Origin of the sequence: Acinetobacter sp. USHLN143 (assembly GCF_037145695.1) — a bacterium.
In the GTDB taxonomy this organism is placed as follows: Bacteria; Pseudomonadota; Gammaproteobacteria; order Pseudomonadales; family Moraxellaceae; genus Acinetobacter; species Acinetobacter fasciculus.
In genome coordinates, this window is the sequence record NZ_JBBCWZ010000038.1 from 1 (window position 1) to 22,715 (window position 22,715).

Here is a 22,715-nt window from a genome sequence, read left to right on the forward strand (position 1 = left end):
AGCTGCAACTTCTCCAAAAAGCTTGAAAATCATTTCAAAGCCTTTGATTTAGTGTTCTTTTATATCAATAATGGATTCGTTTAATGCCAGCATACTTTTTGAAACACCACCAAAAATTCACGTTCCATTTCAGCTATTTTGAGCTGTTGTTTGAGTTTTTTATTTTCTTCGAGTAGAGCGTTTAGATCAGGTGAATACTGTTTTGTACCTGCTAAAGTTCCAGCCTTTGCTTTGGTATTCCAATTTGAAAGAGTTTGCATTGAAATGCTAAGTTGTCTGGCTGTTTCCGAGACATTGCCTTGATTGGCTTCAATTAATTTGATGGCTTCAGCTTTAAATTCTGTGGTGTAAGTCTTGTGTTTCTTGCTCATGGTAAACTCCTGATGAGTGTGTTTAGTTTACCAAGTTAAAACCTCCTGTTTTTTCAGCACACATCAAGTTAATTGGGAGGAAATTTCAAGAAATTATATTTTATGCAGTAGCTTCACAATATTTATCTTGAAAGTTTTGGAAATTCTATGAAGTTCGAAGAGATTTCTTATGAAAACTTATTTGATCTTTTTGATTACATAATTATCAATTTAGGGAAATGCCTGAATTCGACCGCAAAGTGCTGGAGGTTCTACGTCAGCCTTTGGAAGCCAAGGAAATCGTCATTTCCCGGGCATCACGCCAAATTACCTTTCCGGCTAATTTCCAGTTGGTGGCTGCCATGAATCCATGTCCATGTGGGTATGCATTCAATCAAGATATCCGCTGCCAATGTTCACCCGAAAGTATTAAACGCTATCAGAACCGGATTTCAGGCCCGTTGCTGGATCGGATTGATTTGCATATTGATGTACCGCCATTACAAGCGCATGAATTACAGGACAATCGACCTACAGAAAACTCAGAAACGGTTAGACAACGCGTCATTGCAGCCTATGAAATTCAGATGCAACGGCAAAATACCTTGAATATGAGTTTGAGTCCAAAGCAGTTAGAGCAATATGCCGCATTAGATCAGTCTGCTCAGAATATGCTTGAAATGGCTCAGCAAAAACTGAATTTATCAGCGCGCGGCTATCATCGGGTCTTGCGTGTTGCACGCACCATTGCCGATTTAAATCAAAGTCCAGATATTCAAAGTCAGCATCTTTCGGAGGCCCTGTCTTATCGCGGGCAGCAGCAGATTTAGATCATTAAAAAAAGGCGACCTAAGGTCGCCTTTTTATCTAAAGAGGATTAGAAGCTATAACCGAGTCCAAATACGACTTTATTCTTTTGTTTTTCATCAAAACGATCATAACCACCCAAGATATAATTCATGCTTGCAGTTACACCTGTGTCACCAAGTGGCTTGCTTAAACCGATGTCAAAATGACGGAAACCAAAACTTTCTGTAGTTCCTTCAATAAAGTCACCTGATTTTTCATAAGCGTATAAGCCTAAAGCTGTATCCAAGCTGAAATCTTGTGGTAAAGCATAGCTATAAGTAGCTTTTAAATAGGTATCACCTGCATTGCCCCAAGTAGTATCTTCAAGAAGAGTTTGTGCTGTAACGCCCAAATCTTTATAGCTCATACCCAGTAACAGCTCAAATCCATCAGAATTGACATCAGATTCATAATAATAATAGTAGGTCGTACCGATCGTTAAACCTAAGTCATCATTGACTGCATGGCTATAGCCAGCATAGAAGTTATTTTCGAAAGCATCACGTCCTTCTTCAGACAAAGGGTAATCTAGCGTAGATCCCCACCAACCTGCATAGAAGCCAGACGCATGGTTATAATCAAGTCCACCTTGTAAGGTAGCGCCGCTATTTTCAGGAATGTTAGTAATACCACGCAAGTTATAGCTCGAAAGTACGCTGATATTTCCAGATACCGTATGTTCAGCAACAGGTTCTTCGGCAAAAGTAAAAGAAGATACAGCGCCCAATAAAGCAAGAGATAATACTTTTAATGTTAATTTCATTGTGTGGCTCCCCCAGATCGTCTGAGACGTTTTTATGATCATTGATTAAACTCAAGCTCAAAATTTGCAAGAGCTATGCCAATCTGGATAAAAGGAACCAAAATAATAAATCTAAAAAGACAAATAAAATTTAAATCATTGTTTTTAAATTAAAATTTAAATTATGAAAAACTAAATTATCTAGGCTTTCTCTTAAATAAATGTATTTAAGGGTATTTCTTCACTTTTTTAATAATTATACATAATCATTTACAATTTGCCCCATTTTGATTCTATTTTTAGAATGACTAAAATTTGTGCTAAAAAATAGTGCGTAATTTTTGATCAAATTTTTGCACATTCTAAAATAAACAAGCTGATCATGTTTATTTCACTACTTCAGAAATATCATTTATATCTTCCAATAGGATTATGTTTTTACTCACTTTTTACCGATAGGTCAGAAATTAATCATATCAAATCCTTGCTATTGTTTAATTTGAGTTAAAAAAATCTAAACTTTAGTGGAATATATCCAATAAAAAATGACATTTTTTCAGCAATTCTTATACAATTCCTAAAAAATTCCGATCAATTTGTATAAGGCTCTCTTCCCAATGCAAAATTCAAAAAAATTAACATTAGCAGTTTTGATTCAGGCTGCTTTGGTTTCTACCGCTTTCGCTAGCGAGCAAAGCGAATCGAAAGGTTTTGTAGAAGACGCAGAAGGTTCTGTACTTTTCCGTACCGGCTATTTGCACCGCGATAAAACAAACTATAACAACAATCAAACCGGTGCACGTGAAGTTGTTAATGATACAAGTTCAGCTGCTCAGACTGCGATCGTTAAATTAGACTCTGGTTTTACCAAAGGTGTAGTCGGCTTTGGTGCCGGTATTATCGGTGATGCATCTTTCAAATTGGGTGAAAATGCGCATGCCGGTAATGACATGATTCCTCAACATCCGGATGGTTCAGCTTATGATCATTGGGCACGTGGCGGCGCATATGTAAAAGCACGTGTTTCAAACACGACTGCTACTTATGGTACTCAGGTTTTAGACTTACCTGTACTTGCAAGCAATACTGCGCGTTTAGTACCTGAATACTTTACAGGTGTATTGGTTGAAAGTAATGAAATCGAAAACTTAAGCCTCGTTGCTGGTAAATTTACTGAAAACCAGCGTTCAAGCCAGATCAAATCTGATGGTAATGAATTGGAGCGCGCAGTAGTTTGGGGTGCAAAATACAAATTTAATGATGCAGTTAATGCTTCTTACTATGGTACAGACATTAAAGACCGCCTAGAGCGTCATTATGTTAATGCAAACTATAATTATGCATTGGCGAATGGTAGTACTTTAACTCATGACTTTAGTGGCTATCATACTGATTGGGATAAAAAGTCAGATGGTGGTGCATACACTTATTCGCATACCACAAATGATCTAAATAAGTTAAGCAACAATATTTGGGCAATTTCTACGACCTATAATAAAGGCCCACACAATGTCATGCTAGCTTACCAACAAAATACAGGTAATACAGGTTATGACTATGGTTTAGGTCAAGGTGTAGGTGATGGTCATCAAACCATTTATATGCCGAACTCATACCTGTCTGACTTCATTGGTAATGATGAAAAATCAGCACAGCTTCAATACACTTACGATTTCAGTGCAATGAATGTTCCTGGCCTATCTTGGACTTCTGCATTTGTATATGGTTGGGATATTGATGTTGCTAATCAAAATGATCGCTCTCAATTAATCACTGGTGATGCTCAAGAACGTGAATTCTTTAATCAGGTAAAATATACAGTTCAATCTGGTTTTGCTAAAGATACCAGCTTACGTGTACGTCACTCATACTACCGTGCGAGTGATGAATACCAATACGGAAACTACATTGGTGACACTAATGAATGGCGTATCTGGTTAGACATTCCTGTGAAATTATTCTAATTCACACGAATTTCAAGCCATAAAAAAACCTGCACATTGTGCAGGTTTTTTTTATTCCAGGCTTTAAAAAGTTAAAACCTGGACAACAAAAAGCAATTATTTATTTGCTTCTGCATAAGCAGCAATTGAGTCCAGTACTTCTTGTTTCGCAACATCAGCACCTTCCCAACCACTTAACTTAACCCATTTTCCTGGCTCTAAATCTTTGTAGTGCTGAAAGAAATGTTCGATCTGGCTGATCAACAATGGAGGAAGATCAGTATATTCCTGAACATCTTTGTAGATTGGGGTCAGTTTGTCATGTGGAACTGCAACCAGTTTCGCATCAACACCACCGTCATCTTCCATGTTCAATTTACCGACAGGACGACAACGAATGACTGAACCTGGCTCTACTGGATGAGGTGTTACAACCAGTACGTCTAATGGGTCACCATCAAGCGATAGTGTGTTTGGTACATAACCGTAGTTTGCTGGGTAGAACATTGCTGTACCCATGAAACGGTCTACAAATAACGCATCAGAATCTTTATCGATTTCGTATTTGATTGGTGCTGCATTTGCAGGAATTTCGATGATCACATAGATATCGTTTGGCGCATCTTTACCCGCTGGGATATTGCTGTAGCTCATAGCATCACTCTTTAACAAGTTATATCTTTTAAAAAACCGCGACAATTATAACGGTTTTTAAAGATTTTTTTGGATTTTAAAATATCGAACTGTAAATATGTCCGCAGACCTGATGACTTAAACCAACTTGATGATCAGCAGCAATAAAGCTACCGGACATAACATCGAGAGCAACCATACGATAGAGCGTAAAGTCGCCCAGTTGGCCAAATAGCAGATTCCGTACAACACACGAAAAACCAGATAAGCTACACCAAAAGTCATCACTACACTTTGCGGCACCACCATATATTCCGCCATTAGAATAGCAGCAATAAAGAGTGGCAAACTTTCAAAGCTATTCTGCTGGGCAGCATTCGCGCGACTGGCCAAGCCTGAAGACTTTTCTAAAAATGCCCGTGGGTTCTGATTGTCTTTGCTGCTGAAGCCTGCTGATTTTTTTGCAATCAATGTAAACACATAAGGCAAAAGACAAGCGGCCAAAATGAGATAAATAATCCCACTAATGCTGTGCATCTGTTTTTTCTCATGAAAATTTTATCTCTATCATAGCATGGCATTTCGTGAATAAATTTTGTTAAATAGAGTGCTTTTTATTACTTGTTAAGGATTCACTATGGTCGCGCCTGATCAAAATGAAATGTTCGATGTCCTCGAGAAACAACGCCAGCATCAACGTCAAGTGGATCGCGTATTAAAAATTGTCCTACCGATTGTGGCATTTCTGATGGCTGTCATTTGTGCCAATATGAATATCTGGTCACCAATCTTCACCTTTGCCATTTTATGGATTGCCTTTTATTTCGTCGGTATCAAGCGTATGCCTCTCTGGCACTGGCTGGTCGCGATTCTGGTGTATTGCTTGGTCGATAACATTCTAAGTTATGGCAGCTTTAATCAAACCGGATTTACTCGCCAGTTTGGCACCATGTTTATCTTCTTGGGAGTAGTTGGTGTAGGTCGTCCTTATTTTGATCGCTGGTTAATGAAAAAATAAAAAGTCCAAATCAAAAAAAGCGCCTGACGGCGCTTTTTTTTTCTTATAGGTATTAGGCTGTTTTACGTAAATCTTTACGCAGGATTTTACCTACGTTTGATTTTGGCAATTCATCCATAAACTCGACATAACGTGGACGTTTATAACCGGTCAGGTTTTCTTTAGCGAATGCTAAAACTTCTTCTGTGGTTAAAGACGGATCTTTTTTCACGACAAACAGTTTTGGCACTTCACCCGATTTTTCATCTGGCACACCAATCGCAGCCACTTCCAGTACTTTTGGATGAGTTGCTACAACTTCTTCAATTTCAGATGGATAGACGTTAAAACCAGACACTAAAATCATGTCTTTCTTACGGTCTACAATTTTCACATAACCACGTGAATCCATGACACCGATATCACCGGTACGGAAGAAGCCATTCACCATGACTTTTTCAGTTTCATCCGGACGGTTCCAATAGCCTTTCATGACCTGAGGACCACGGATTGAAATTTCACCTTGCTCACCCAGTGGAACTTCATTGCCTTCATCATCCAGAATAGCCACTTCAGTCAATGGTAATGGAATACCAATAGTGCCACTGAATTCTTCAGACGCAGGTGGGTTTGCTGTTGCCACCGGAGAAGTTTCAGACAAACCATAGCCTTCAACGATATTGGTTCCGGTAACTTTCTTCCATGCTGCTGCAGTAGAAGGAAGTACTGCCATACCGCCGCCCATCGCCATTTTCAGTTTACTATGATCAAGTTGCTTAAACTCTTCATTGTTTACCAGCGCATTGAACAGTGTATTCACTGCCGGGAAGAAAGTCGGTTGATATTTACGTAGTTCTTTCATCACCGCAGGTAAATCACGCGGGTTTGGAATCAGAACGTTCGCCTGACCTTTGTACATACCGTAAAGTGCGCATACCATGAATGCAAAGATATGATAAAGCGGCAAGGCACAGAAAATACGGTCATCTGGCTGACCATCTTGCGCACCAAATTTACTCTGGAAAATACCGTCACACTGCAGCATGTTCGCAACCAAATTACGATGTGTCAGTTCAGCGCCTTTAGATACACCCGTCGTACCCCCTGTGTACTGAAGAACTGCTGTATCGCTCAGGGTCAATTCAGGGCGTTTATAGTTACTTGGATTAACTTTAGATAACGCCGCATTAAATCTCACATGGCCTGGAATATCCCAAGCTGGAATTTGCTTGCGTACAGAACGCAATACAAAGTTCACCAGTGTGCCTTTCAAGGCACCCAGCATGTCACCGACAGAAGCGACCACGACATGTTTCACTGGTGTTTTACCAATAATCGCTTGATAAACAGAAGCAAAGTTCTCAATAATTACCAGTACTTCAGCGCCTGAGTCATTCAATTGATGCTCAAGTTCACGCGATGTGTAGAGTGGATTCACGTTGACCAATACCAAACCTGCGCGGAACACCCCAAGTGCCACGACTGGATACTGAAGAACGTTTGGCATCATCACTGCCACACGTGAACCTTTTGCCAACCCCAAGCTTTGTAGATAAGTTGCAAACTTGCGGCTCGCCTCTTCCAATTCATTGAAAGTCATTGCCTTATCCATAAAGATAAAGGCATCACGCGAGCCGAATTTTTGGAAATTACGCTCAAAAATATCTACTAGAGAAGTATTTTCTGCTGGTAATTCTACTGTTTCTGGAATCCCTGTTTTTTGGTATTCAGCAAACCAAATTTTTTCCATAATGGCCATCTCTCCAATCATAATCCTTAGTATTTCAACTGTTTTTTTCAATATCACACGCCATTTTTAGACTTGTATATGTGCGATATTGCATCCATCTTGTTGAATCGTTGTTCATATATAACGTATTTCGCAGGATGGATGCTAGTCTTATCTTTGAATCAACAGTTTATTTGCTTTTTGATATCCGCGTGGTAAAAGCTGTCCTTTTGCACCGCGCTTACCGATATATTTGCGCAAATCATCCCCTTTTAATTTTAACTGCTGTTGTCCTGCAAGCACTTGAATTATTTCATCAAGCTTCAATATTGTCATGGACAAAATTTGTTCATCACCTTCAAGTTGTATCAATTTATTTCCTTTACCTTTGTTCAGTACAGGTAATTCTGCTAAATCGACAATCAACAGGCGTCCTGCTGAACTGAGCAGTGCAACATGTGTGGCATCTTCGAGTGGCTGCAGGTTCATGACCTCTGCCCCTTCAGATAAATTCAGGAAAGCTTTCCCGGCTTTGGCACTGGTATCCAGCTGCTTGGCCTGGGTTTTAAAGCCATAGCCTTTGTTGCTTGCTGCTAGAATTTCAGTTTCATCCTCTGCCACCAGAACCTGTTTAAAACCTACCCCGCTGCCTGGAGACAGTTTTGAACTGAGTGGTTCGCCGAGACCACGCGCAGATGGCAGCGTGTTGATGGCCAAGGCATAGCTACGCCCAGTGTCATCTAATACATAAACGCGTTGATTGGATTTGCCCTGTGCATGACTCAAGTATTGATCACCAGCACGGAAATTCAGATTTTCTGCATCGACTTCATGACCTTTGGCACAGCGAATCCAGCCAGCTTCTGATAACACCACCGTTACCGGATCGGCCGGCAACATTTCAGTTTCATTAATTGCAGCAGCTTCGGCACGCTGTACGATTGGCGAACGGCGATCATCGCCGAATTTCTTGGCATCGTCTTTCAGCTCAGAAATGATCAAGCTTTTTAAAGATTCCGGATTGGCCAGTTGTTCACGAATCACTGCCGCTTTCGCTTCCAGTTCTTCCTGCTCACGGCGCATTTCCATTTCTTCAAGCTTGGCTAAATGACGCAATTTCAGTTCCAGAATCGCTTCAGCCTGAATTTCGTCAATATTAAAACGCTGCATCAGTACCGGCTTTGGCTGATCTTCCTCACGGATAATCTGAATCACTTCATCAATATTCAGATAGGCAATGATCAGACCGCCGAGAATATGTAGGCGTTTTTCGATCTTGTTCAGATGATATTGCAGACGGCGTGTTACCGTGGTTTTACGGATTTCAATCCATTCCAGTAAAATACGACGAATCGATTTCACCTGTGGACGGCCATCGGCACCAATCATGTTCATATTGACACGATAACTGGATTCCAGATCGGTGGTGGCAAACAAGTGACTCATCACCGATTCGGCATCAATACGATTCGAACGCAGGACAATCACTAAACGGGTTGGATTGGCATGATCCGATTCATCCCGTACATCGCTGACCAATGGCAGTTTTTTGGCCTGCATCTGATCGGCAATCTGGGTGATGATTTTGGAACCGGACACCTGATAAGGCAGTTCCGTGATGATAATTTCGTTTTTATCGACGCTATAAACCGCACGCATGCGATAACTGCCACGACCTGTGGTTTGAATTTTTAATAGTTCAGCAGGTGGGGTGATAATTTCGGCTTTGGTCGGCAAATCTGGCGCAGGAATATATTCTGCGATTTTTTCATCGGTCAGGCTCGGATTACGAATTAGCGCAATCGTCCCTTTGACCACTTCACGCAGGTTATGCGGTGGAATGTCTGTGGCCATACCGACAGCAATACCAGTGGTGCCATTCAGCAAGATGTTCGGTACACGTGCCGGCAAGTTCACCGGTTCTTTCATCGAACCGTCAAAGTTGTCCTGCCATTCACAGGTGCCCTGTCCCAGTTCAGACAGTAATAGTTCACTGTACTGGGAAAGCTTGGCTTCGGTATAACGCATCGCTGCGAAAGACTTTGGATCATCTGGTGAACCCCAGTTGCCCTGCCCTTCAATAAACGGGTAACGATAACTAAAGGGCTGTGCCATCAGCACCATGGCTTCATAACAGGCCGAGTCACCATGCGGATGGTATTTACCCAGTACGTCACCGACCGTACGTGCCGATTTCTTCGGTTTGCTGGTCCATTTCAGGCCCAGTTCACTCATGGCATAGACAATCCGGCGCTGTACCGGTTTCAGGCCATCGCTAATATGAGGGAGTGCCCGATCCATAATCACGTACATGGCGTAATTCAGATAAGCTTGTTCGGTAAATTCTGCTACGGAGCGGTTTTCTGTCGCATGATGCGCAAGGCTTGTCATAACAACCTATAGTCCTAAATAATTCGTTTTTGTATCAATGTTTCTTATGCTAAGTCGTGGCTGTAGATGACACAAGGGCATCAAATCGTTCAGCGCGACAATTTGTGTCTTATGGCCTAAAAATATCCACTTTATAGGCCCTAAGCAACTAAAAAATCATTCTGTTTATAAGCCCATCGATTCCAAGGTCTTGCCCTTGGTTTCTTCACCCAGGACCAGAATCACAATCGCGACAGCCACCAGAACTGCCGTAAACATGGTAAAGACATAGCTGAAACCATTGGGCATGCCCATCAGATGGGTTACGGCAAAAGGTGCCGCGATACCGCCAATCCGGCCTACTGCGCCAGCCCAGCCTGAACCAAAGGCACGGATATTGGTCGGATATTGTTCCGGGGTATAAGTATAGAGTACGCCCCAGGCACCGAGATTAAAGAAGGACATCAGACAGCCCCAAATCACGATTTCAGTAACACTACCCGACTGGCCAAAGAAATAGGCAGAAATCGCGCACATGCCAATAAAGCCGGCCAAAGTCGGCTTACGACCGAGTTTTTCGACCAGCCATGCCGCCACAAGATAACCGGGCAGCTGCGCCAGAATCATAATCAGCACATATTCAAATGACTGTACGATGCTATAGCCTTCTTTGACCAGTAAGCTTGGCAACCAGGTAAAAATGCCATAATAGGAGAAAATAATACCGAACCAGATCAGCCAGAGCATGAGCGTACGGCGCGCAAAGATACCCGACCATAGCTGGGAAAATGAAATATGCTGCTTCTCTGCAACTGGTTTCACTTCAAAGATTTCATAAACTTGAACGCCACATTTCGCTTCAATCTTTTTCACCAGTGCCGAGGCTTCTTCTATACGGCCACGGTTAATCAGGAATGGAATAGATTCCGGCACCATTTTCCAGATCACGATGGCATACAGCGCAGGCAGGCCACCAATCATAAAAGCGGTTTGCCAACCAAAATCTGGAATAACAAAGCGCGATACCAGCGCCGCGACCAGCCAGCCCAATCCCCAGAAACTTTCCAGCAAGACAATAAAACGGCCACGTACACGCGCAGGAATATATTCACTGACCAGCGTTACGGCCACGGGTAACTGACCACCCAAGCCTAAACCAACGATAAAACGAAACACTAATAGCCAGGTCAAATTTGGTGCAAAAGCGCAGGCCGCCGTAGCCAAGCTATAAATGACCAGGGTCGCAGCAAAGACTGTTTTACGGCCAAAACGGTCTGCCAGGCCACCTGAACAAATCGCCCCGATCGCCATGCCGACAAAACCGATCGACACCACCCAGCTTTTTTGATCGGCAGTCATCTGCCAGTCTTCAGCCATTTTTGCCAGGATAAAGGAAATCAATCCGGTATCCATCGCATCAAACATCCAGCCCAGTCCAATCACCACCAGCAAGGTGTAGTGAAACCTACCAATCGGTAAGCGTTGTATGCGAGAAACTAAATCCATAACAAAAATCTCTGATCAGGTGGAACGGGAGATGCTGCTTTCTCAACAGGTGGGCTGCTTTATATTTTTTATACTACGAATTGAGTTGAATGCGGCTATTTTTATTGCCGCACTTCATACATTTAAAAATTAAGATTCGTCTTTGGAAGATGCCGAGTGCTCATCATCATCTTTATAAATGAATTTTGGCATTTCCAGACCAAAATAGATGGCGATCAGACGTAAGCTAAAACCAAAGATCAGGGTAGACAGAATGGTCAGATCCTGCGACAAGCCGTAGTGACTACAGAGCCAGTAAAAGATCACTGAAACAAAGGCAATACTGGCATACAGTTCACGGCGGAACACCAGCGGTACGTCATTACATAAAATATCACGCAAAATCCCGCCAGACACACCGGTCAAGACACCCGCAACGGCGCTGACCACAAAACCATGTCCCATTTCCAGGGCAATCTGACAGCCAATAATGGTAAAGCCAATGAGCCCCAAGGCATCCAGTACCAGGAAGACATTACGTAACTGTCGCATCCATTTGGCAATCAGGATGGTGACGAAGGCGGCGCAACAGGTCAGCACCAGATATTCGGGATGTTTGACCCAAGTCAAGGGATAATGTCCGAGCAGAACATCACGGACCGAACCACCGCCCAGTGCCGTGACACAGGCAATAATCATCACGCCAAACCAGTCCATGCTGCGCCGGCCAGCGGACAGTGCCCCGGTCATGGCTTCAGCGGTAATTGCAATAATATAGATGACGGTCAGTAACATCGCCCTGCTTCCACCTGAGGCTATGAGATGGCGGCTATTCTAAGCTAAATCTGTGTGAAAGTTATAAGAATCCGGCACAACATTGCTTAAATTTTTTCCCCGAACCACAAATGCAGGCCTGTTTCATGGTGATGTTATGGTCTGTAGTCGGATCCAGAAAATACCAGCGACCTTCAAACTTCACAAAATGCGAAGCTTCATGATGCACCTGTGCCTGCTTGCCATCATGATAATGTGCCTTAAACTCGACCAAGGCATGATTTTTATCTAGTTTTTCATTGGCTTGAACAATTTCAAGCTTTAACCATTGATTGGCTTTACTCCATTCACTAATTGCCTGCAGGTCCAGCGCTTGTTGCTGACCCAGCGCAGTCGTGGTTTTGATGTAATCGATTTCATGCTTGGCGAAGGCACTGTAACGGGAACGCATGAGTTGCTGTGCAGTCTCTGCGACCTTTTGCCCTACATGCAGTGGCTGACAACAACTGTGATATTCGCCTTGTCCACATGGACATGCTTCTGACATTTCAGTTCCATAAAAATAGCCCGACAATGCGGGCTATTTTAGCAAACTTTACAGGCCAAACATTGGCTAGAATCTAGTCCTGTGCAGGAAGCTGCGGAATGATATGCACTTTATCGATCTTATGACCGTCCATCGTCACGACCTCAAAGATATGCCCATCTGCTTCAAACTTTTCACCGCTATGTGGTAAACGTGCCATATGGAACAATACATAACCAGATAAAGTCGAATATTCTTCGGTTTCATTGACCAGATCACGATCCAGCAGCAAGGAAACATGACGAATATCGGTGGAACCATCCAGAATCAGGCTGCCATCTTCCAGGCTTTCCGCGGCGGCTTGCAACTCATCTTCATCCGGGAATTCACCGGCAATTGCTTCAAGAATATCAATTGGGGTGGCAATCCCTTCAATTGAACCATATTCATTCAGGACAATTACCATCTGCAATGGAGCCTGACGCAACTGTTCCATCACCATCAAGACCTGGGCATTTTCATGCACAATCACCGGTTCACGTAAGTGCTTTTCAAAATCCAGCACCCCGGTTTCAATGTATTCGTTGAGGACTTTATGGGTCAGTACCACACCGGCAATATTATCCAGTTCACCCCGGGCGATAATCAGACGCGAGTGGCTCATCTGCAATAACTGTTCTTTGATACTGTCAGCGTCATTGTCCAGATCAATCCATTCCAGTTCAGGACGTGGCGTCATTACCGACTTGACCGGACGTTCAGACAGACCCAGTACCCCCTGCACCATGACACTATGATAGATGCCATTGTCATCATTAAAGACTTCATCGGCAAAGGCACGTGTCGCCAGAACATCTTCCGGCTCAGAAGAATCATTGTCCTGAGCAGGTTTGCCGCCGAGCATGCGCATCACTGCTGAAGCAGTACGGTAGCGCATGTCGGTGGTGGTCACCATTTTTTCCTGATTGCGTTTCATGGTCTGGTTAATAAATTCGACAATCACCGAGAAGCCAATTGCAGCATACAGGTAACCTTTCGGAATATGGAAACCGAAGCCTTCGACCACCAGCGAGAAGCCGATCATCATCAGGAAGCCCAGACACAGAATCACCACGGTCGGATGTCTGTTGACGAAATCCATCAGAGCTTTGGATGCCCAGAGCATAATCCCGATGGCAATAATCACGGCAATCATCATAACTGACAGGTCTTTGACCATGCCAACCGCAGTAATCACGCTGTCCAATGAGAAAACGGCATCCAGCACCACGATCTGCACAATCACCATCCAGAATACCGCATGGACCGGATTTTCTTCTTTGATGACGGGTTTGGCTTCCAGACGCTCATGCAGTTCCATGGTGCCTTTAAACAGCAGGAACACCCCACCAAACAATAGAATCAGATCGCGGCCCGAGAAAGCATGATCAAAGATGTGGAATAGTGGATCAGTGAGGGTCACTACCCAGGCAATCGAGGCCAGTAAGATCAAACGCATCAGCAGGGCCAGCATCAAGCCGACAATCCGCGCCGTATTACGTTGTTCTGGTGGCAGTTTCTCCGCCAAAATAGCAATGAAAACCAGATTGTCGATCCCGAGTACAATCTCAAGAACAATCAACGTGAGTAAACCGACCCAGGCTGAAGGGTCTGACATCCATTCAAAGATCATACGCTTGGCTCCTGAAGCTCAGGACTGCAGCATGGAATCACCTGACGCTGTGACACAGCAAAACAGAATTTTTTATATTGAATAAGATCAATTATTTGGCGTAGATTTATAAAGTTAAACGGCCAACTACCACTACCCATCGTCGTTCTATTGTTGTGAAACCAATTTTCAGTATATCAAGATCAATTTGAAATTCACCTGTTTTCATAGCTGTTTATCGATGAATTTTGCTGAGCCCTATTGCAGTGAAAATGTAGCCGCACACAGAATTGTCATATTTATTAATTAAGCTATAGTCACAAGAAAGAAAAATGATAAGGTGAAGAAAATAAATGCAAAGCGTAATTCAAATGACAGATTATTTTAAAGAAAACTCCCCAAAAACAACACGCCCTCTAGTGGCTCTCTATTGTGGTTCACGTGCAGGCAACAAACCGGTTTATTTAGAAAAAGCCATTCATCTCTCGCAAGGACTGGCAGAACATGGTTTCGGGCTGGTTTACGGTGGCGCCAGTATTGGCTTGATGGGACAGGTCGCGGATGCCATGATCCAGCATGGCGGTGAAGCTGTAGGGGTGATTCCTGAATTTATGCTGGATTATGAAATTGCCCATAACCAGCTCACCGAATTACATGTGGTGACCAGCATGCATCAACGTAAAGCCATGATGGCCGAGCGGGCCTGTGCCTTTGTGGCCTTGCCAGGTGGACTCGGCACGTTTGAAGAAATTTTGGAAATTGCCACCTGGGGCCAGTTGAACCAGCATCAAAAACCGATGATGTTGTATAATGTGAATGGCTTCTATGATGCCTTGATTGCACAGCTGGACCGTGCGGTCGAAGATGGTTTTTTACCGCCACAGCATCGCGCCAAACTGATCATTTGCGAACACGAAGAAGAAATTTATACAACTTTAACTAATTTAGGCCATCCGCAAAGATTTGTGGTTTAAACCATTCCAATTAAGAAAAAAGCGAGCACCTGGCTCGCTTTTTTATTGGATTTTTAATATCAGGACTTATTGACCATAATTCGTCACAAACTCATAAAACATCGGCAAAGTTGTTGCCAGAATGACCGACATGGCCAGACCGAACATCAGTTTCATGGCATCTGCACTGACATTACGTGAAGTACGATGTTTGTTGACTTCATCCAGAATCATTGACATGGCAAATTCACGACCTGCGAGTAAGCCCAGGAATACCCAGGTGGTACTCATTGGAATGTTGCTCCACTCTTTAAAAACTAACAGGATAATGGCATACATGAAGTCGATAATCGTTGCAGCACGAATGTCGGTCACACCGGTTTTGGTGTCGACAATGTTCTGGATCGCCCCGCCACGTTGATACAGAATCACACCCAGCAAGACCACGAATACCATAATCGCAAACATCAGGAATTCAAACGGCACCTGACGTGGCACATACACGAAGATGTTAGCCAGATCCTGAATCAGCCATTGACTCCACAGGAAACCGGTAGAAACCCACTGCAAGCCCATCCAGACCTTGGAGTGTTCCTGATGACGTGTCTTGGCAAAATGGCGTGCCAGCTGCTTGACCACAAAACGATAGATGACAATCGCCACCACAAAGGCCACCGCATAGCCCATCATCGATTTGACCATCATCGAGCCTAAGCTGGCAGGAGAGAAAATCGTAAGCACCAGGAAGGTGGTACTGACTGGAATCCCGTATTTGGTCAGTATTAACAGGAGAATTGGCGGCACAATATACAGCCAGGTAATGCCACCTTCAGGGAAAGGAATCGTTTCTAAACGACCGTATGAGGCATCACCCACCCCAGATGCATACCAACCATAGACCAATACGACAATTAAAATTGAGCTGATATAAATCCACAACACCCACCATGGGCGATGTGAATTCGAAGAAATAAATGTCCCTAGGGTTTGAGGTACATCATTTCCGACAATAGAGTAAGCGGCCAAACAGAAGCCGATCACCATCAAAATCTCGATTGTCATAAAAACAAACCTATACGCGAGGAGATTTCAGCACTGCTGAAAAGTTGGCCCAAGATTATGACGGTTTTATTTCATTTTAATGACAAGACTGTCATATATACGGTCACCTTACAAAAAAGAGCACCTAAGTGCCCTGAATCTAAAAGCTTTTGGTTACTTGAGATTTACTTGATAAATCGTGGTGCTGCCACTGACTTCATGGCCGACCATCAAGAGTGGTTTCTTATTCGGGGAGTCTTTGGCGGGGATAAATACCAAACCTTCCGGTCCTAAATCACCAGCTTGTCCCATTTCAATCTGCGCTGTAGTCGCTTTAAAATCACGTGAATTAATATATTGCACAAAGACTGGTGATGCAGGTGTAGACACATCATATACCATGATGCCACCGACACGCTCCAGCCCAATAAAGGCAAAGGTTTTTTGACCAATCTGCCCCAAGGTCACCCCTTCAGGTTCCGGCCCTTTATTGTCACTGCGATTATCCAGTCCGGCTTCTTCATGATTAAAGTTGAAAATCTCAGGATGATGTTTGGCAATATACTGCTCAAACTGATCGCCCGAATCCCATACCAGTTCTAAACCGGTCTGCTGATCATTTTCCACCCAGATACTGACCGAGCGTGTACCAAAGCTATATAAATGATCATAGACCAGATTGCCCCGTTCATTCAGTTTGGCTGTACCATCGGCATTTTTTTGATAGCCTTCGGTCCACGTAATATTTAAACGGCCCAACAGATGATCTTCACGGCAGTCTTTGGCATCCCCTACAATAGCACCGCAATACGCAAAATTATTCGGGTTCAATTCTGCACCAGCGGCCAATACCCGAAGATGAGCTGGTAAATCATCACCCAGACGGCGGTCAAAGCCTTTAGCATGCACCAAGTGTTTCACCCGCCATTCTTCTACAAAGCCTTGGCTGGTATCGTTATTGAAATATGCAGGATTGTTTTTACCCCAGGCACGGGCATCGCCTTCATTGGCAGACACAATATAGGTTTTACCCGCGACCTCGAAACTTGCAATCGCATCTGGCATATATAAGCCACGGACATTGGCCCAAGTTTGAATATCGATTTTGCCTTTACCCTCGACACCATCCGCATCGCTGACATCCATACCATGACCCTTCATGCCATGATCTTTAAAGCCAAATGGATAAACAGCGAGTACCTTGGCAGAAGCCACATCAATTTTGGCCAAGGCATTGTTTTCTTGTAAGGCAACCCAGGCGGTTTTTCCATCTTTTGAAACAGTGATGTACTCAGGTTCAAAATCCTGAGCTGCGCTGGCCTTTGGTCCGAAAATGCGGATGCCCTGTTCACGCAATGCTGCTTCCCGTCCATTCAAGGCCTTAAAGTCTGCTGTACGAACGATCGGGGCTTTTAAATTGGCCAGACTAATGACAGACACTGAACCTTCTGGATCGACCTGATAATCATCAGAAGGCTCGCCTTCATTGGCCACCAGCAAGCTTTGACCATCCGGTGTGAAAGTCAGCATATCCGGCAAGGCACCCACCTGTACGTGGGCCAGCTTGCTCAGGTCTTTGGCCTGATATAAAGCCACATAGCCAGGGTCTGTTTTCACAGCAGCCTGAATTGCAATGGCGACGATGCCATTGTGTACCGCGACACTGTTGACCTCAGCCTCTGGCGCAATGTCATCGACCGTGATAGAACTTATTTTTTTCGGCTGATCAGGTCGACTTAAATCCAGTACATCTAATACGCCTTCTTTGGCATTGACCACGAATAGGCGTTGACTCTCGGCATCAAAGGCCGGAATTTCTGCTGCACTTTGCGCAAACACACCCGATTCATAAGCAGCTAATTTGCTTAACTCGATCGAGTTCGGTGTAGCCTCAACGATTGGAACCGGCGTTTCATTTTCATTCTCAGTTCCACATGCCACCATCCCCACAGCCAGCATGGCCACTATCAATGACTTTAATTTTAATTTCATTTTTTTGTTGATCTATCATGAAGAATTCGTGACCAATTTATAACCAGAGCATTGCAGTGCCATGACAGATCGGTTGCAGTTCCTTGACACAACACCGCATAAAAGTTGAAACGCTTTATATACGACAGACTCGGCTGATTCCTTTAAACTATTCAAAATTTTCAGTTTTCCAGAATTATGAATGCCACGCCTACGCATCAAGCCTTAGATCCCGAGTTTAGATTGTTGGTCTTGTTGGTCTCGATTGGCTTTTTCATGCAGGGGCTGGATACCACCATTATTAATACCGCCTTACCTGCAATTGCCCAAAATTTGCAGGAAGATCCGCTACGCATGCACAGTGTGGTCGTGGCTTATGTGCTGTCTGTGGCGGCCTGCATTCCCTTAAGTGGCTGGCTGGCAGACCGGTTCGGGGTCAGAAATACCTATTTTGCTGCGATTATTATTTTCTCTTTGGCCTCTTTGGGCTGTGCCTGGTCAAGTAGCCTGAATGAATTATTGGTGTACCGGATCTTTCAAGGGATCGGTGGTGCATTATTGCTGCCGGTCGGCCGGTTGGCGATGCTAAAGATCATTCCCCGTACCCAGTTTCTGGCCGCTATGAGCCTGATGAGTCTGGCCGGCCTGATTGGTCCTTTAATTGGGCCGACCCTAGGTGGCTGGATGGTCGAATATCTGTCCTGGCATTGGATTTTCCTGATCAATTTGCCGATTGGCTTGCTGGGCGCACTGATTACCTTTAAGGCCATGCCGAATGTACTTGAACCCACAGTCGCCCGTTTTGATTATTGGGGCTTTATCTTGCTGGTCGTGGCGATGGTGGGTCTCTGTCTCGGAATTGAAAATTTTGCCAGTCCACAAAACTCGCTGTGGTGGAGCCTGAGCCTGATTCTGGCCGGTTTATTGGCCACCCTGATTTATGCCTATCATTCGCATACCCATAGCAACGCCCTGTTTCGCAGCCGGCTGTTTAAAAATAAAATTTATGCGATTGGTATTTTGGGTAATTTCTTTGCCCGTCTCGGCGGTAACTCGATTCCGTTTTTACTGCCGCTGATGTTGCAGGTGGCTTTCGGTTTCGAACCTTTTATTACCGGTTTATTGATGATTCCGACTGTGCTTGGTTCGCTGGCCTCCAAACCGATTATCCGCAACATCATTCAGCGTTTTGGCTACCGTCGGGTCTTGCTGGTCAATACCTTACTGGTAGGTCTATGTATTGCCAGTTTTGCCCTGACCACGGCGGAAACCCCAATCTGGCTCCGTGCGATTCATTTCTTTATCTTCGGCATTTTAAATTCACTGCAATTCGTGTCGATGAATACCCTGACCTTAAAGGACTTAAGCCAGCAGGATGCCAGTAGCGGCAACAGTTTCCTGTCGATGATCATGATGCTGTCAATGAGTATCGGGGTGGCACTGGCAGGAACACTGGTGAACATGCTGAGTGCCTATTACGGCGCTGACAATCTGGTGGCTGCTTTTCATGTATCACTGATCTGTTTAGGCTGCATCAATATTATTGCGGCCTATATTTTCTGGCATATTCCTAAAAATACCCCGGTTTGATGCGCTATATTCACTTTGGGCTGATTGTAAGTTTTAGGCTAAATCACATATAGGCAAGGACTGAAAATGCAAAAAAATCAGGCTCCGAACAGAGTTCATAAATCGCTCTTGATTGGGCTGGGCATACTGATCACTGTGATCACGATCGCCATGGTCTATCTCTGCCTGATGAAAGCACCGTCTGCCCATGCAGCCGATTATCCTATTCAGGGTTTTGATGTATCGCATCATCAAAAAGAGATTCAGTGGCAGCAGATTTCGCCTGAAAAATACCGTTTTGTTTATCTGAAAGCCACTGAAGGCGGCGACTTTAAAGATACCCGTTTTCAGGAAAATTGGTTGAAAGCACGTGAACGCGGCTTTTTGGTCGGTGCCTATCATTTTTACCGGCTCTGCCGCGATGGCAGCATTCAAGCCCAGAATTTTATTGACTCCGTACCCAATAAACCGGATGCCTTACCGCCAGTAATTGATCTTGAATATGACAGCAAATGCATCAATACCTATTCTAAAGAGCAGCTTTTAAACGAAATTCAGGTGATGCACGATGCCCTGAAAAAGCATTATGGCAAGCAGCCGATTTTCTATATTTCTAAAGCTTTTTATAATATTGTACTGGCAGGACACTTTCCTAACGTACCACTCTGGGTACGTGAATACAAAGGTCTGCCTGATTTAAAAGATCAGCCTAAATGGACGTTTTGGCAACATACCAGTCAGGGGAAAATTCCCGGTATTACCACACCGGTAGACCTGAATGTTTTTTATGGCTCAGAACAGCAATGGCTGGATTTTCTCAAAAAGAATGCGATTGTAGTACCTTCATCTGAGAATAAAGCGAAATAAAGCTGATCGCCTGAAAACAAGTTCTTTATAAAAACAACAAGGAAATAAAAAGATTGAAATGGATAAAAGGCATTTTACTCGGTCTGGTGATTCTACTCCTACTCATCGCGGGTATGCTGGCTTATCTGTTGCAAGCTTCGGGCAAGGTTAGTGACTTTAAAGCGTGGCAGCCGCAAACCGGTATATCCGTTCACGGGCTTACAGTCAATTTTTTTGGTGTGTCCACCCTGTTACTCGATGATGGCCACGATCAGATCCTGATCGATGGTTTCTTTAGCCGGCCATCTTTGCGGCAAGTAATTACTCGACCTATTCAAAGTGACAGGCTACTCCTTGAACAACTGGTGCAACGCCATGAATTGAGCCGAACCCAAGCCATTCTGGTCAGTCATTCTCATTATGATCATGTTCTGGATGTCCCGGCCTTACTGGAGATGCTTCCCAAAACTGCTCTCGTCGGTTCGCCTAGCACCCTGAATATCGCCCGGGCAAATCCCAAAGTTACTCCACAGCAATTACAGTCAGTTAAACCTTGGCAACTACAGCACTGGGGGCATTTCCAGATCACTGCAATTCCCTCACAACATACCCCACCCACAGCGCTAAATGATGATTTAGGCGAAGAGCTGCTGCAGCCTTTCACCCTTCCGGCCAAATTTTCCGAATTTAAGGAAGGTGGCAGTTTCGATTACCTGATTGAGCATGCAGGACATAAAATTCTGATCAAGGCCAGTACCGGATTTATTCCAGAGCAATTACAACAGCTGGAAGTCGACACCCTGTTTTTAGGCATTGCTCAGCTTTCCAGACAATCTGCTGCCTATCAGCAGCAATATCTGGCTGAAACCCTGAACCTGCTCAAGCCCAAAATGGTGGTTCCGGTGCATTGGGATGATTTTTTTCAGCCTTTAAACCAGCCGCTGCAATTTCTACCCCGTCTGGCCGATGACACTCCAAAAAGTTTGAATCTTCTGATTCAGGCCGCCGAGACACAAGGGACAAAAGTCGTTCTGCTCAGCGAACCGCAGCCCTATTTACTCAACGCAGCCGTCGCTTCCCAATCCGATTAAAGCCCCTTAAGATAGCGAACATGCGCAAAATTATTCATATTGATATGGATGCGTTTTATGCCTCGGTTGAGCTGCGTGAACGTCCAGAATTGAAAGACTTACCTGTGGTGATAGCCTCGCATCATCCTCGGGCGGTGGTCGCGGCTGCCTCCTACCCGGCACGAGTTTATGGCCTGCGATCTGCCATGTCCATGGGGCAGGCGCGCAAACTATGTCCTCAAGTTATCGTGATTGAGCCAGATTTTGCCAAATACCGGCAGGTATCGGCACAGATTCATCAGATCTTCCAACAATATACTTCCCTGATTGAACCACTGTCTCTGGATGAAGCCTTTCTGGATGTCACGGAGAATTTACAGCAGATTCCCAGTGCCACCGAAGTCGCCATGCGGATTCGCGAGGATATTTTTCAAGCGACCGGACTGACTGCTTCTGCCGGTGTGGCACCCAATAAATTTCTCGCTAAAATTGCTTCGGACTGGCACAAACCGAATGGCATCTGTGTAATTAAACCTTCGCAGGTACAGCGTTTTATCCAGGATCTGCCGCTGAAAAAAATTCCCGGCGTGGGAAAAGTCACTCAGGAAAAACTGAAAAGTCTGAATCTAGAAACTTTAGGCGATTTACAGCAAATTGATGAAGCCTTACTGATTCAGCAATTTGGCAAATATGGACGGCGGCTATTTTTGTATGCTCAAGGCATTGATGAGCGGCCGGTCGAAGTGGAACGGGAACGTCAGCAAATTTCCAAAGAAACCACTTTTGATGATGACCTACATCTAAACCAATGTCGCCCCTATTGGGAACCTTTACTTGGACAGGTATGGCAAAGCCTGCAAAAGAAACAGCTTTCGGCTCGCGGCGTTACGGTCAAATTAAAACTCAAGAATTTTCAGGTGATGCAACACAGTAAAAGTTTTAAACAGGTGCTGCGTAGTCCACAGGAATTAGCCCAAGCCTTGGACTTACTGCTCGATGAGCTGCATATTGCCCCGCAGATGCAATTCCGGCTGATCGGCGTCGGCGTGTATCAGCTCAGCGTCCCCGAGACTGAAACCCAGTTATTGCTGCTCTAAACCTTTTTTGATCACGTTTTAGGCATTGGTTTAAAAATACGGCAACTTTGTTTTTACATTTTGATTTTTTAGAGTACTCTATCTGCGCAATGCATTATCCATGTATGTGCTGAGATGCT

Annotated in this window: 18 protein-coding genes and 3 pseudogenes; 9 read left to right on the plus strand and 12 right to left on the minus strand. The window is 44.2% G+C overall.

Features of this window, described 5'->3' with window-relative positions; all coding sequences use genetic code 11:
* Positions 1 to 84 (plus strand): annotated as a pseudogene (locus tag WFH18_RS10665) (IS1 family transposase); the annotation flags it as partial.
* A 26-nt stretch (positions 85 to 110) separates the two neighbouring features.
* Here the strand turns inward: WFH18_RS10665 and WFH18_RS10670 are convergent.
* Positions 111 to 371 (minus strand): annotated as a pseudogene (locus WFH18_RS10670) (transposase); the annotation flags it as partial.
* A gap of 215 nt (positions 372 to 586) precedes the next feature.
* Between WFH18_RS10670 and WFH18_RS10675 the strand changes: the two are divergent.
* Positions 587 to 1,180, plus strand: a pseudogene (locus tag WFH18_RS10675) (ATP-binding protein); the annotation flags it as partial.
* A gap of 47 nt (positions 1,181 to 1,227) precedes the next feature.
* Here the strand turns inward: WFH18_RS10675 and WFH18_RS10680 are convergent.
* Positions 1,228 to 1,962 (minus strand): TorF family putative porin, encoded by a 735-nt coding sequence (locus tag WFH18_RS10680; protein WP_004732532.1) that lies wholly within the window; start codon positions 1,960 to 1,962, stop codon positions 1,228 to 1,230.
* A gap of 596 nt (positions 1,963 to 2,558) precedes the next feature.
* Between WFH18_RS10680 and WFH18_RS10685 the strand changes: the two genes are divergently transcribed.
* Positions 2,559 to 3,905: an OprD family outer membrane porin gene (locus WFH18_RS10685; RefSeq protein WP_005249655.1), complete on the plus strand. Its 1,347-nt coding sequence runs from the start codon at positions 2,559 to 2,561 to the stop codon at positions 3,903 to 3,905.
* A 96-nt stretch (positions 3,906 to 4,001) separates the two neighbouring features.
* On the opposite strand, the gene ppa is transcribed toward WFH18_RS10685, so the two are convergent.
* Positions 4,002 to 4,538 carry an inorganic diphosphatase gene (gene ppa, locus WFH18_RS10690; protein ID WP_004281037.1) on the minus strand — a complete coding sequence of 179 codons (537 nt, stop codon included), beginning with the start codon at positions 4,536 to 4,538 and terminating at the stop codon, positions 4,002 to 4,004.
* A 117-nt stretch (positions 4,539 to 4,655) separates the two neighbouring features.
* On the minus strand, positions 4,656 to 5,054 hold the full coding sequence (locus WFH18_RS10695; protein WP_005249654.1) for an MAPEG family protein: 399 nt from the start codon (positions 5,052 to 5,054) through the stop codon (positions 4,656 to 4,658).
* A gap of 100 nt (positions 5,055 to 5,154) precedes the next feature.
* Here WFH18_RS10695 and WFH18_RS10700 point away from each other — a divergent pair, with 100 nt between their 5' ends.
* Complete coding sequence (locus tag WFH18_RS10700) at positions 5,155 to 5,535, plus strand: hypothetical protein (protein ID WP_005108436.1); 381 nt, start codon at positions 5,155 to 5,157, stop codon at positions 5,533 to 5,535.
* A 52-nt stretch (positions 5,536 to 5,587) separates the two neighbouring features.
* Here the strand turns inward: WFH18_RS10700 and WFH18_RS10705 are convergent, their stop codons facing one another.
* The 6 genes from WFH18_RS10705 to WFH18_RS10730 all read right to left on the minus strand — a co-directional run bounded on the left by WFH18_RS10705 (position 5,588) and on the right by WFH18_RS10730 (position 14,070).
* Complete coding sequence (locus WFH18_RS10705; RefSeq protein ID WP_004644897.1) at positions 5,588 to 7,264, minus strand: long-chain-fatty-acid--CoA ligase; 1,677 nt, start codon at positions 7,262 to 7,264, stop codon at positions 5,588 to 5,590.
* Positions 7,265 to 7,414: 150 nt separating this feature from the next.
* On the minus strand, positions 7,415 to 9,634 hold the full coding sequence (gene parC / locus WFH18_RS10710) for a DNA topoisomerase IV subunit A (RefSeq protein WP_121979729.1): 2,220 nt from the start codon (positions 9,632 to 9,634) through the stop codon (positions 7,415 to 7,417).
* 165 nt (positions 9,635 to 9,799) lie between these two features.
* Positions 9,800 to 11,119 carry a niacin transporter NiaP gene (niaP, locus tag WFH18_RS10715; RefSeq protein WP_121979728.1) on the minus strand — a complete coding sequence of 440 codons (1,320 nt, stop codon included), beginning with the start codon at positions 11,117 to 11,119 and terminating at the stop codon, positions 9,800 to 9,802.
* 129 nt (positions 11,120 to 11,248) lie between these two features.
* The gene (locus WFH18_RS10720; RefSeq protein WP_004644893.1) at positions 11,249 to 11,893 is read right to left on the minus strand and encodes a trimeric intracellular cation channel family protein; all 645 of its coding nucleotides are present in this window, start codon (positions 11,891 to 11,893) and stop codon (positions 11,249 to 11,251) included.
* 61 nt (positions 11,894 to 11,954) lie between these two features.
* Positions 11,955 to 12,419, minus strand: a complete 465-nt coding sequence (locus tag WFH18_RS10725; protein WP_005263978.1) for a YchJ family protein — start codon at positions 12,417 to 12,419, stop codon at positions 11,955 to 11,957.
* Positions 12,420 to 12,492: 73 nt separating this feature from the next.
* Positions 12,493 to 14,070, minus strand: a complete 1,578-nt coding sequence (locus WFH18_RS10730) for a TerC family protein (RefSeq protein ID WP_121979727.1) — start codon at positions 14,068 to 14,070, stop codon at positions 12,493 to 12,495.
* A gap of 332 nt (positions 14,071 to 14,402) precedes the next feature.
* On the opposite strand from WFH18_RS10730, the gene WFH18_RS10735 reads away from it, so the two are divergent.
* Entirely contained in the window at positions 14,403 to 15,023 is a 621-nt protein-coding gene (locus tag WFH18_RS10735) for a TIGR00730 family Rossman fold protein (protein WP_004281026.1), read from the plus strand.
* 66 nt (positions 15,024 to 15,089) lie between these two features.
* On the opposite strand, the gene WFH18_RS10740 is transcribed toward WFH18_RS10735, so the two are convergent.
* Together WFH18_RS10740 and WFH18_RS10745 are read right to left on the minus strand one after the other, a co-directional pair.
* On the minus strand, positions 15,090 to 16,064 hold the full coding sequence (locus WFH18_RS10740; protein WP_121979726.1) for a hypothetical protein: 975 nt from the start codon (positions 16,062 to 16,064) through the stop codon (positions 15,090 to 15,092).
* A 153-nt stretch (positions 16,065 to 16,217) separates the two neighbouring features.
* Positions 16,218 to 18,035, minus strand: a complete 1,818-nt coding sequence (locus WFH18_RS10745) for a choice-of-anchor I family protein (protein WP_121979725.1) — start codon at positions 18,033 to 18,035, stop codon at positions 16,218 to 16,220.
* Positions 18,036 to 18,212: 177 nt separating this feature from the next.
* Here WFH18_RS10745 and mdtD point away from each other — a divergent pair, with 177 nt between their 5' ends.
* From mdtD to dinB, 4 genes are all read left to right on the plus strand, one after another.
* A complete protein-coding gene (gene mdtD / locus WFH18_RS10750) occupies positions 18,213 to 19,604 on the plus strand; it encodes a multidrug transporter subunit MdtD (RefSeq protein ID WP_086044350.1) in 1,392 nt (463 codons plus the stop codon).
* A 66-nt stretch (positions 19,605 to 19,670) separates the two neighbouring features.
* Positions 19,671 to 20,450, plus strand: coding sequence for a glycoside hydrolase family 25 protein (locus WFH18_RS10755; RefSeq protein WP_004644887.1), 780 nt, complete (start codon positions 19,671 to 19,673; stop codon positions 20,448 to 20,450).
* A gap of 53 nt (positions 20,451 to 20,503) precedes the next feature.
* The gene (locus WFH18_RS10760) at positions 20,504 to 21,520 is read left to right on the plus strand and encodes an MBL fold metallo-hydrolase (RefSeq protein ID WP_121979724.1); all 1,017 of its coding nucleotides are present in this window, start codon (positions 20,504 to 20,506) and stop codon (positions 21,518 to 21,520) included.
* Between the two features lie 20 nt (positions 21,521 to 21,540).
* Positions 21,541 to 22,596: a DNA polymerase IV gene (gene dinB / locus WFH18_RS10765; protein ID WP_121979723.1), complete on the plus strand. Its 1,056-nt coding sequence runs from the start codon at positions 21,541 to 21,543 to the stop codon at positions 22,594 to 22,596.
* The last annotated feature ends 119 nt before the right edge of the window (positions 22,597 to 22,715 follow it).

Excerpts from the sequence above, each read along its gene's own strand:
- WFH18_RS10680 (WP_004732532.1), bottom strand. The coding sequence starts at position 1,962 with ATGAAATTAACATTAAAAGTATTATCTCTTGCTTTATTGGGCGCTGTA.
- WFH18_RS10685 (WP_005249655.1), top strand. The coding sequence starts at position 2,559 with ATGCAAAATTCAAAAAAATTAACATTAGCAGTTTTGATTCAGGCTGCT.
- ppa (WP_004281037.1), bottom strand. The coding sequence starts at position 4,538 with ATGAGCTACAGCAATATCCCAGCGGGTAAAGATGCGCCAAACGATATC.
- WFH18_RS10695 (WP_005249654.1), bottom strand. The coding sequence starts at position 5,054 with ATGCACAGCATTAGTGGGATTATTTATCTCATTTTGGCCGCTTGTCTT.
- WFH18_RS10700 (WP_005108436.1), top strand. The coding sequence starts at position 5,155 with ATGGTCGCGCCTGATCAAAATGAAATGTTCGATGTCCTCGAGAAACAA.
- WFH18_RS10705 (WP_004644897.1), bottom strand. The coding sequence starts at position 7,264 with ATGGAAAAAATTTGGTTTGCTGAATACCAAAAAACAGGGATTCCAGAA.
- parC (WP_121979729.1), bottom strand. The coding sequence starts at position 9,634 with ATGACAAGCCTTGCGCATCATGCGACAGAAAACCGCTCCGTAGCAGAA.
- niaP (WP_121979728.1), bottom strand. The coding sequence starts at position 11,119 with ATGGATTTAGTTTCTCGCATACAACGCTTACCGATTGGTAGGTTTCAC.
- WFH18_RS10720 (WP_004644893.1), bottom strand. The coding sequence starts at position 11,893 with ATGTTACTGACCGTCATCTATATTATTGCAATTACCGCTGAAGCCATG.
- WFH18_RS10725 (WP_005263978.1), bottom strand. The coding sequence starts at position 12,419 with ATGTCAGAAGCATGTCCATGTGGACAAGGCGAATATCACAGTTGTTGT.
- WFH18_RS10730 (WP_121979727.1), bottom strand. The coding sequence starts at position 14,070 with ATGATCTTTGAATGGATGTCAGACCCTTCAGCCTGGGTCGGTTTACTC.
- WFH18_RS10735 (WP_004281026.1), top strand. The coding sequence starts at position 14,403 with ATGCAAAGCGTAATTCAAATGACAGATTATTTTAAAGAAAACTCCCCA.
- WFH18_RS10740 (WP_121979726.1), bottom strand. The coding sequence starts at position 16,064 with ATGACAATCGAGATTTTGATGGTGATCGGCTTCTGTTTGGCCGCTTAC.
- WFH18_RS10745 (WP_121979725.1), bottom strand. The coding sequence starts at position 18,035 with ATGAAATTAAAATTAAAGTCATTGATAGTGGCCATGCTGGCTGTGGGG.
- mdtD (WP_086044350.1), top strand. The coding sequence starts at position 18,213 with ATGAATGCCACGCCTACGCATCAAGCCTTAGATCCCGAGTTTAGATTG.
- WFH18_RS10755 (WP_004644887.1), top strand. The coding sequence starts at position 19,671 with ATGCAAAAAAATCAGGCTCCGAACAGAGTTCATAAATCGCTCTTGATT.
- dinB (WP_121979723.1), top strand. The coding sequence starts at position 21,541 with ATGCGCAAAATTATTCATATTGATATGGATGCGTTTTATGCCTCGGTT.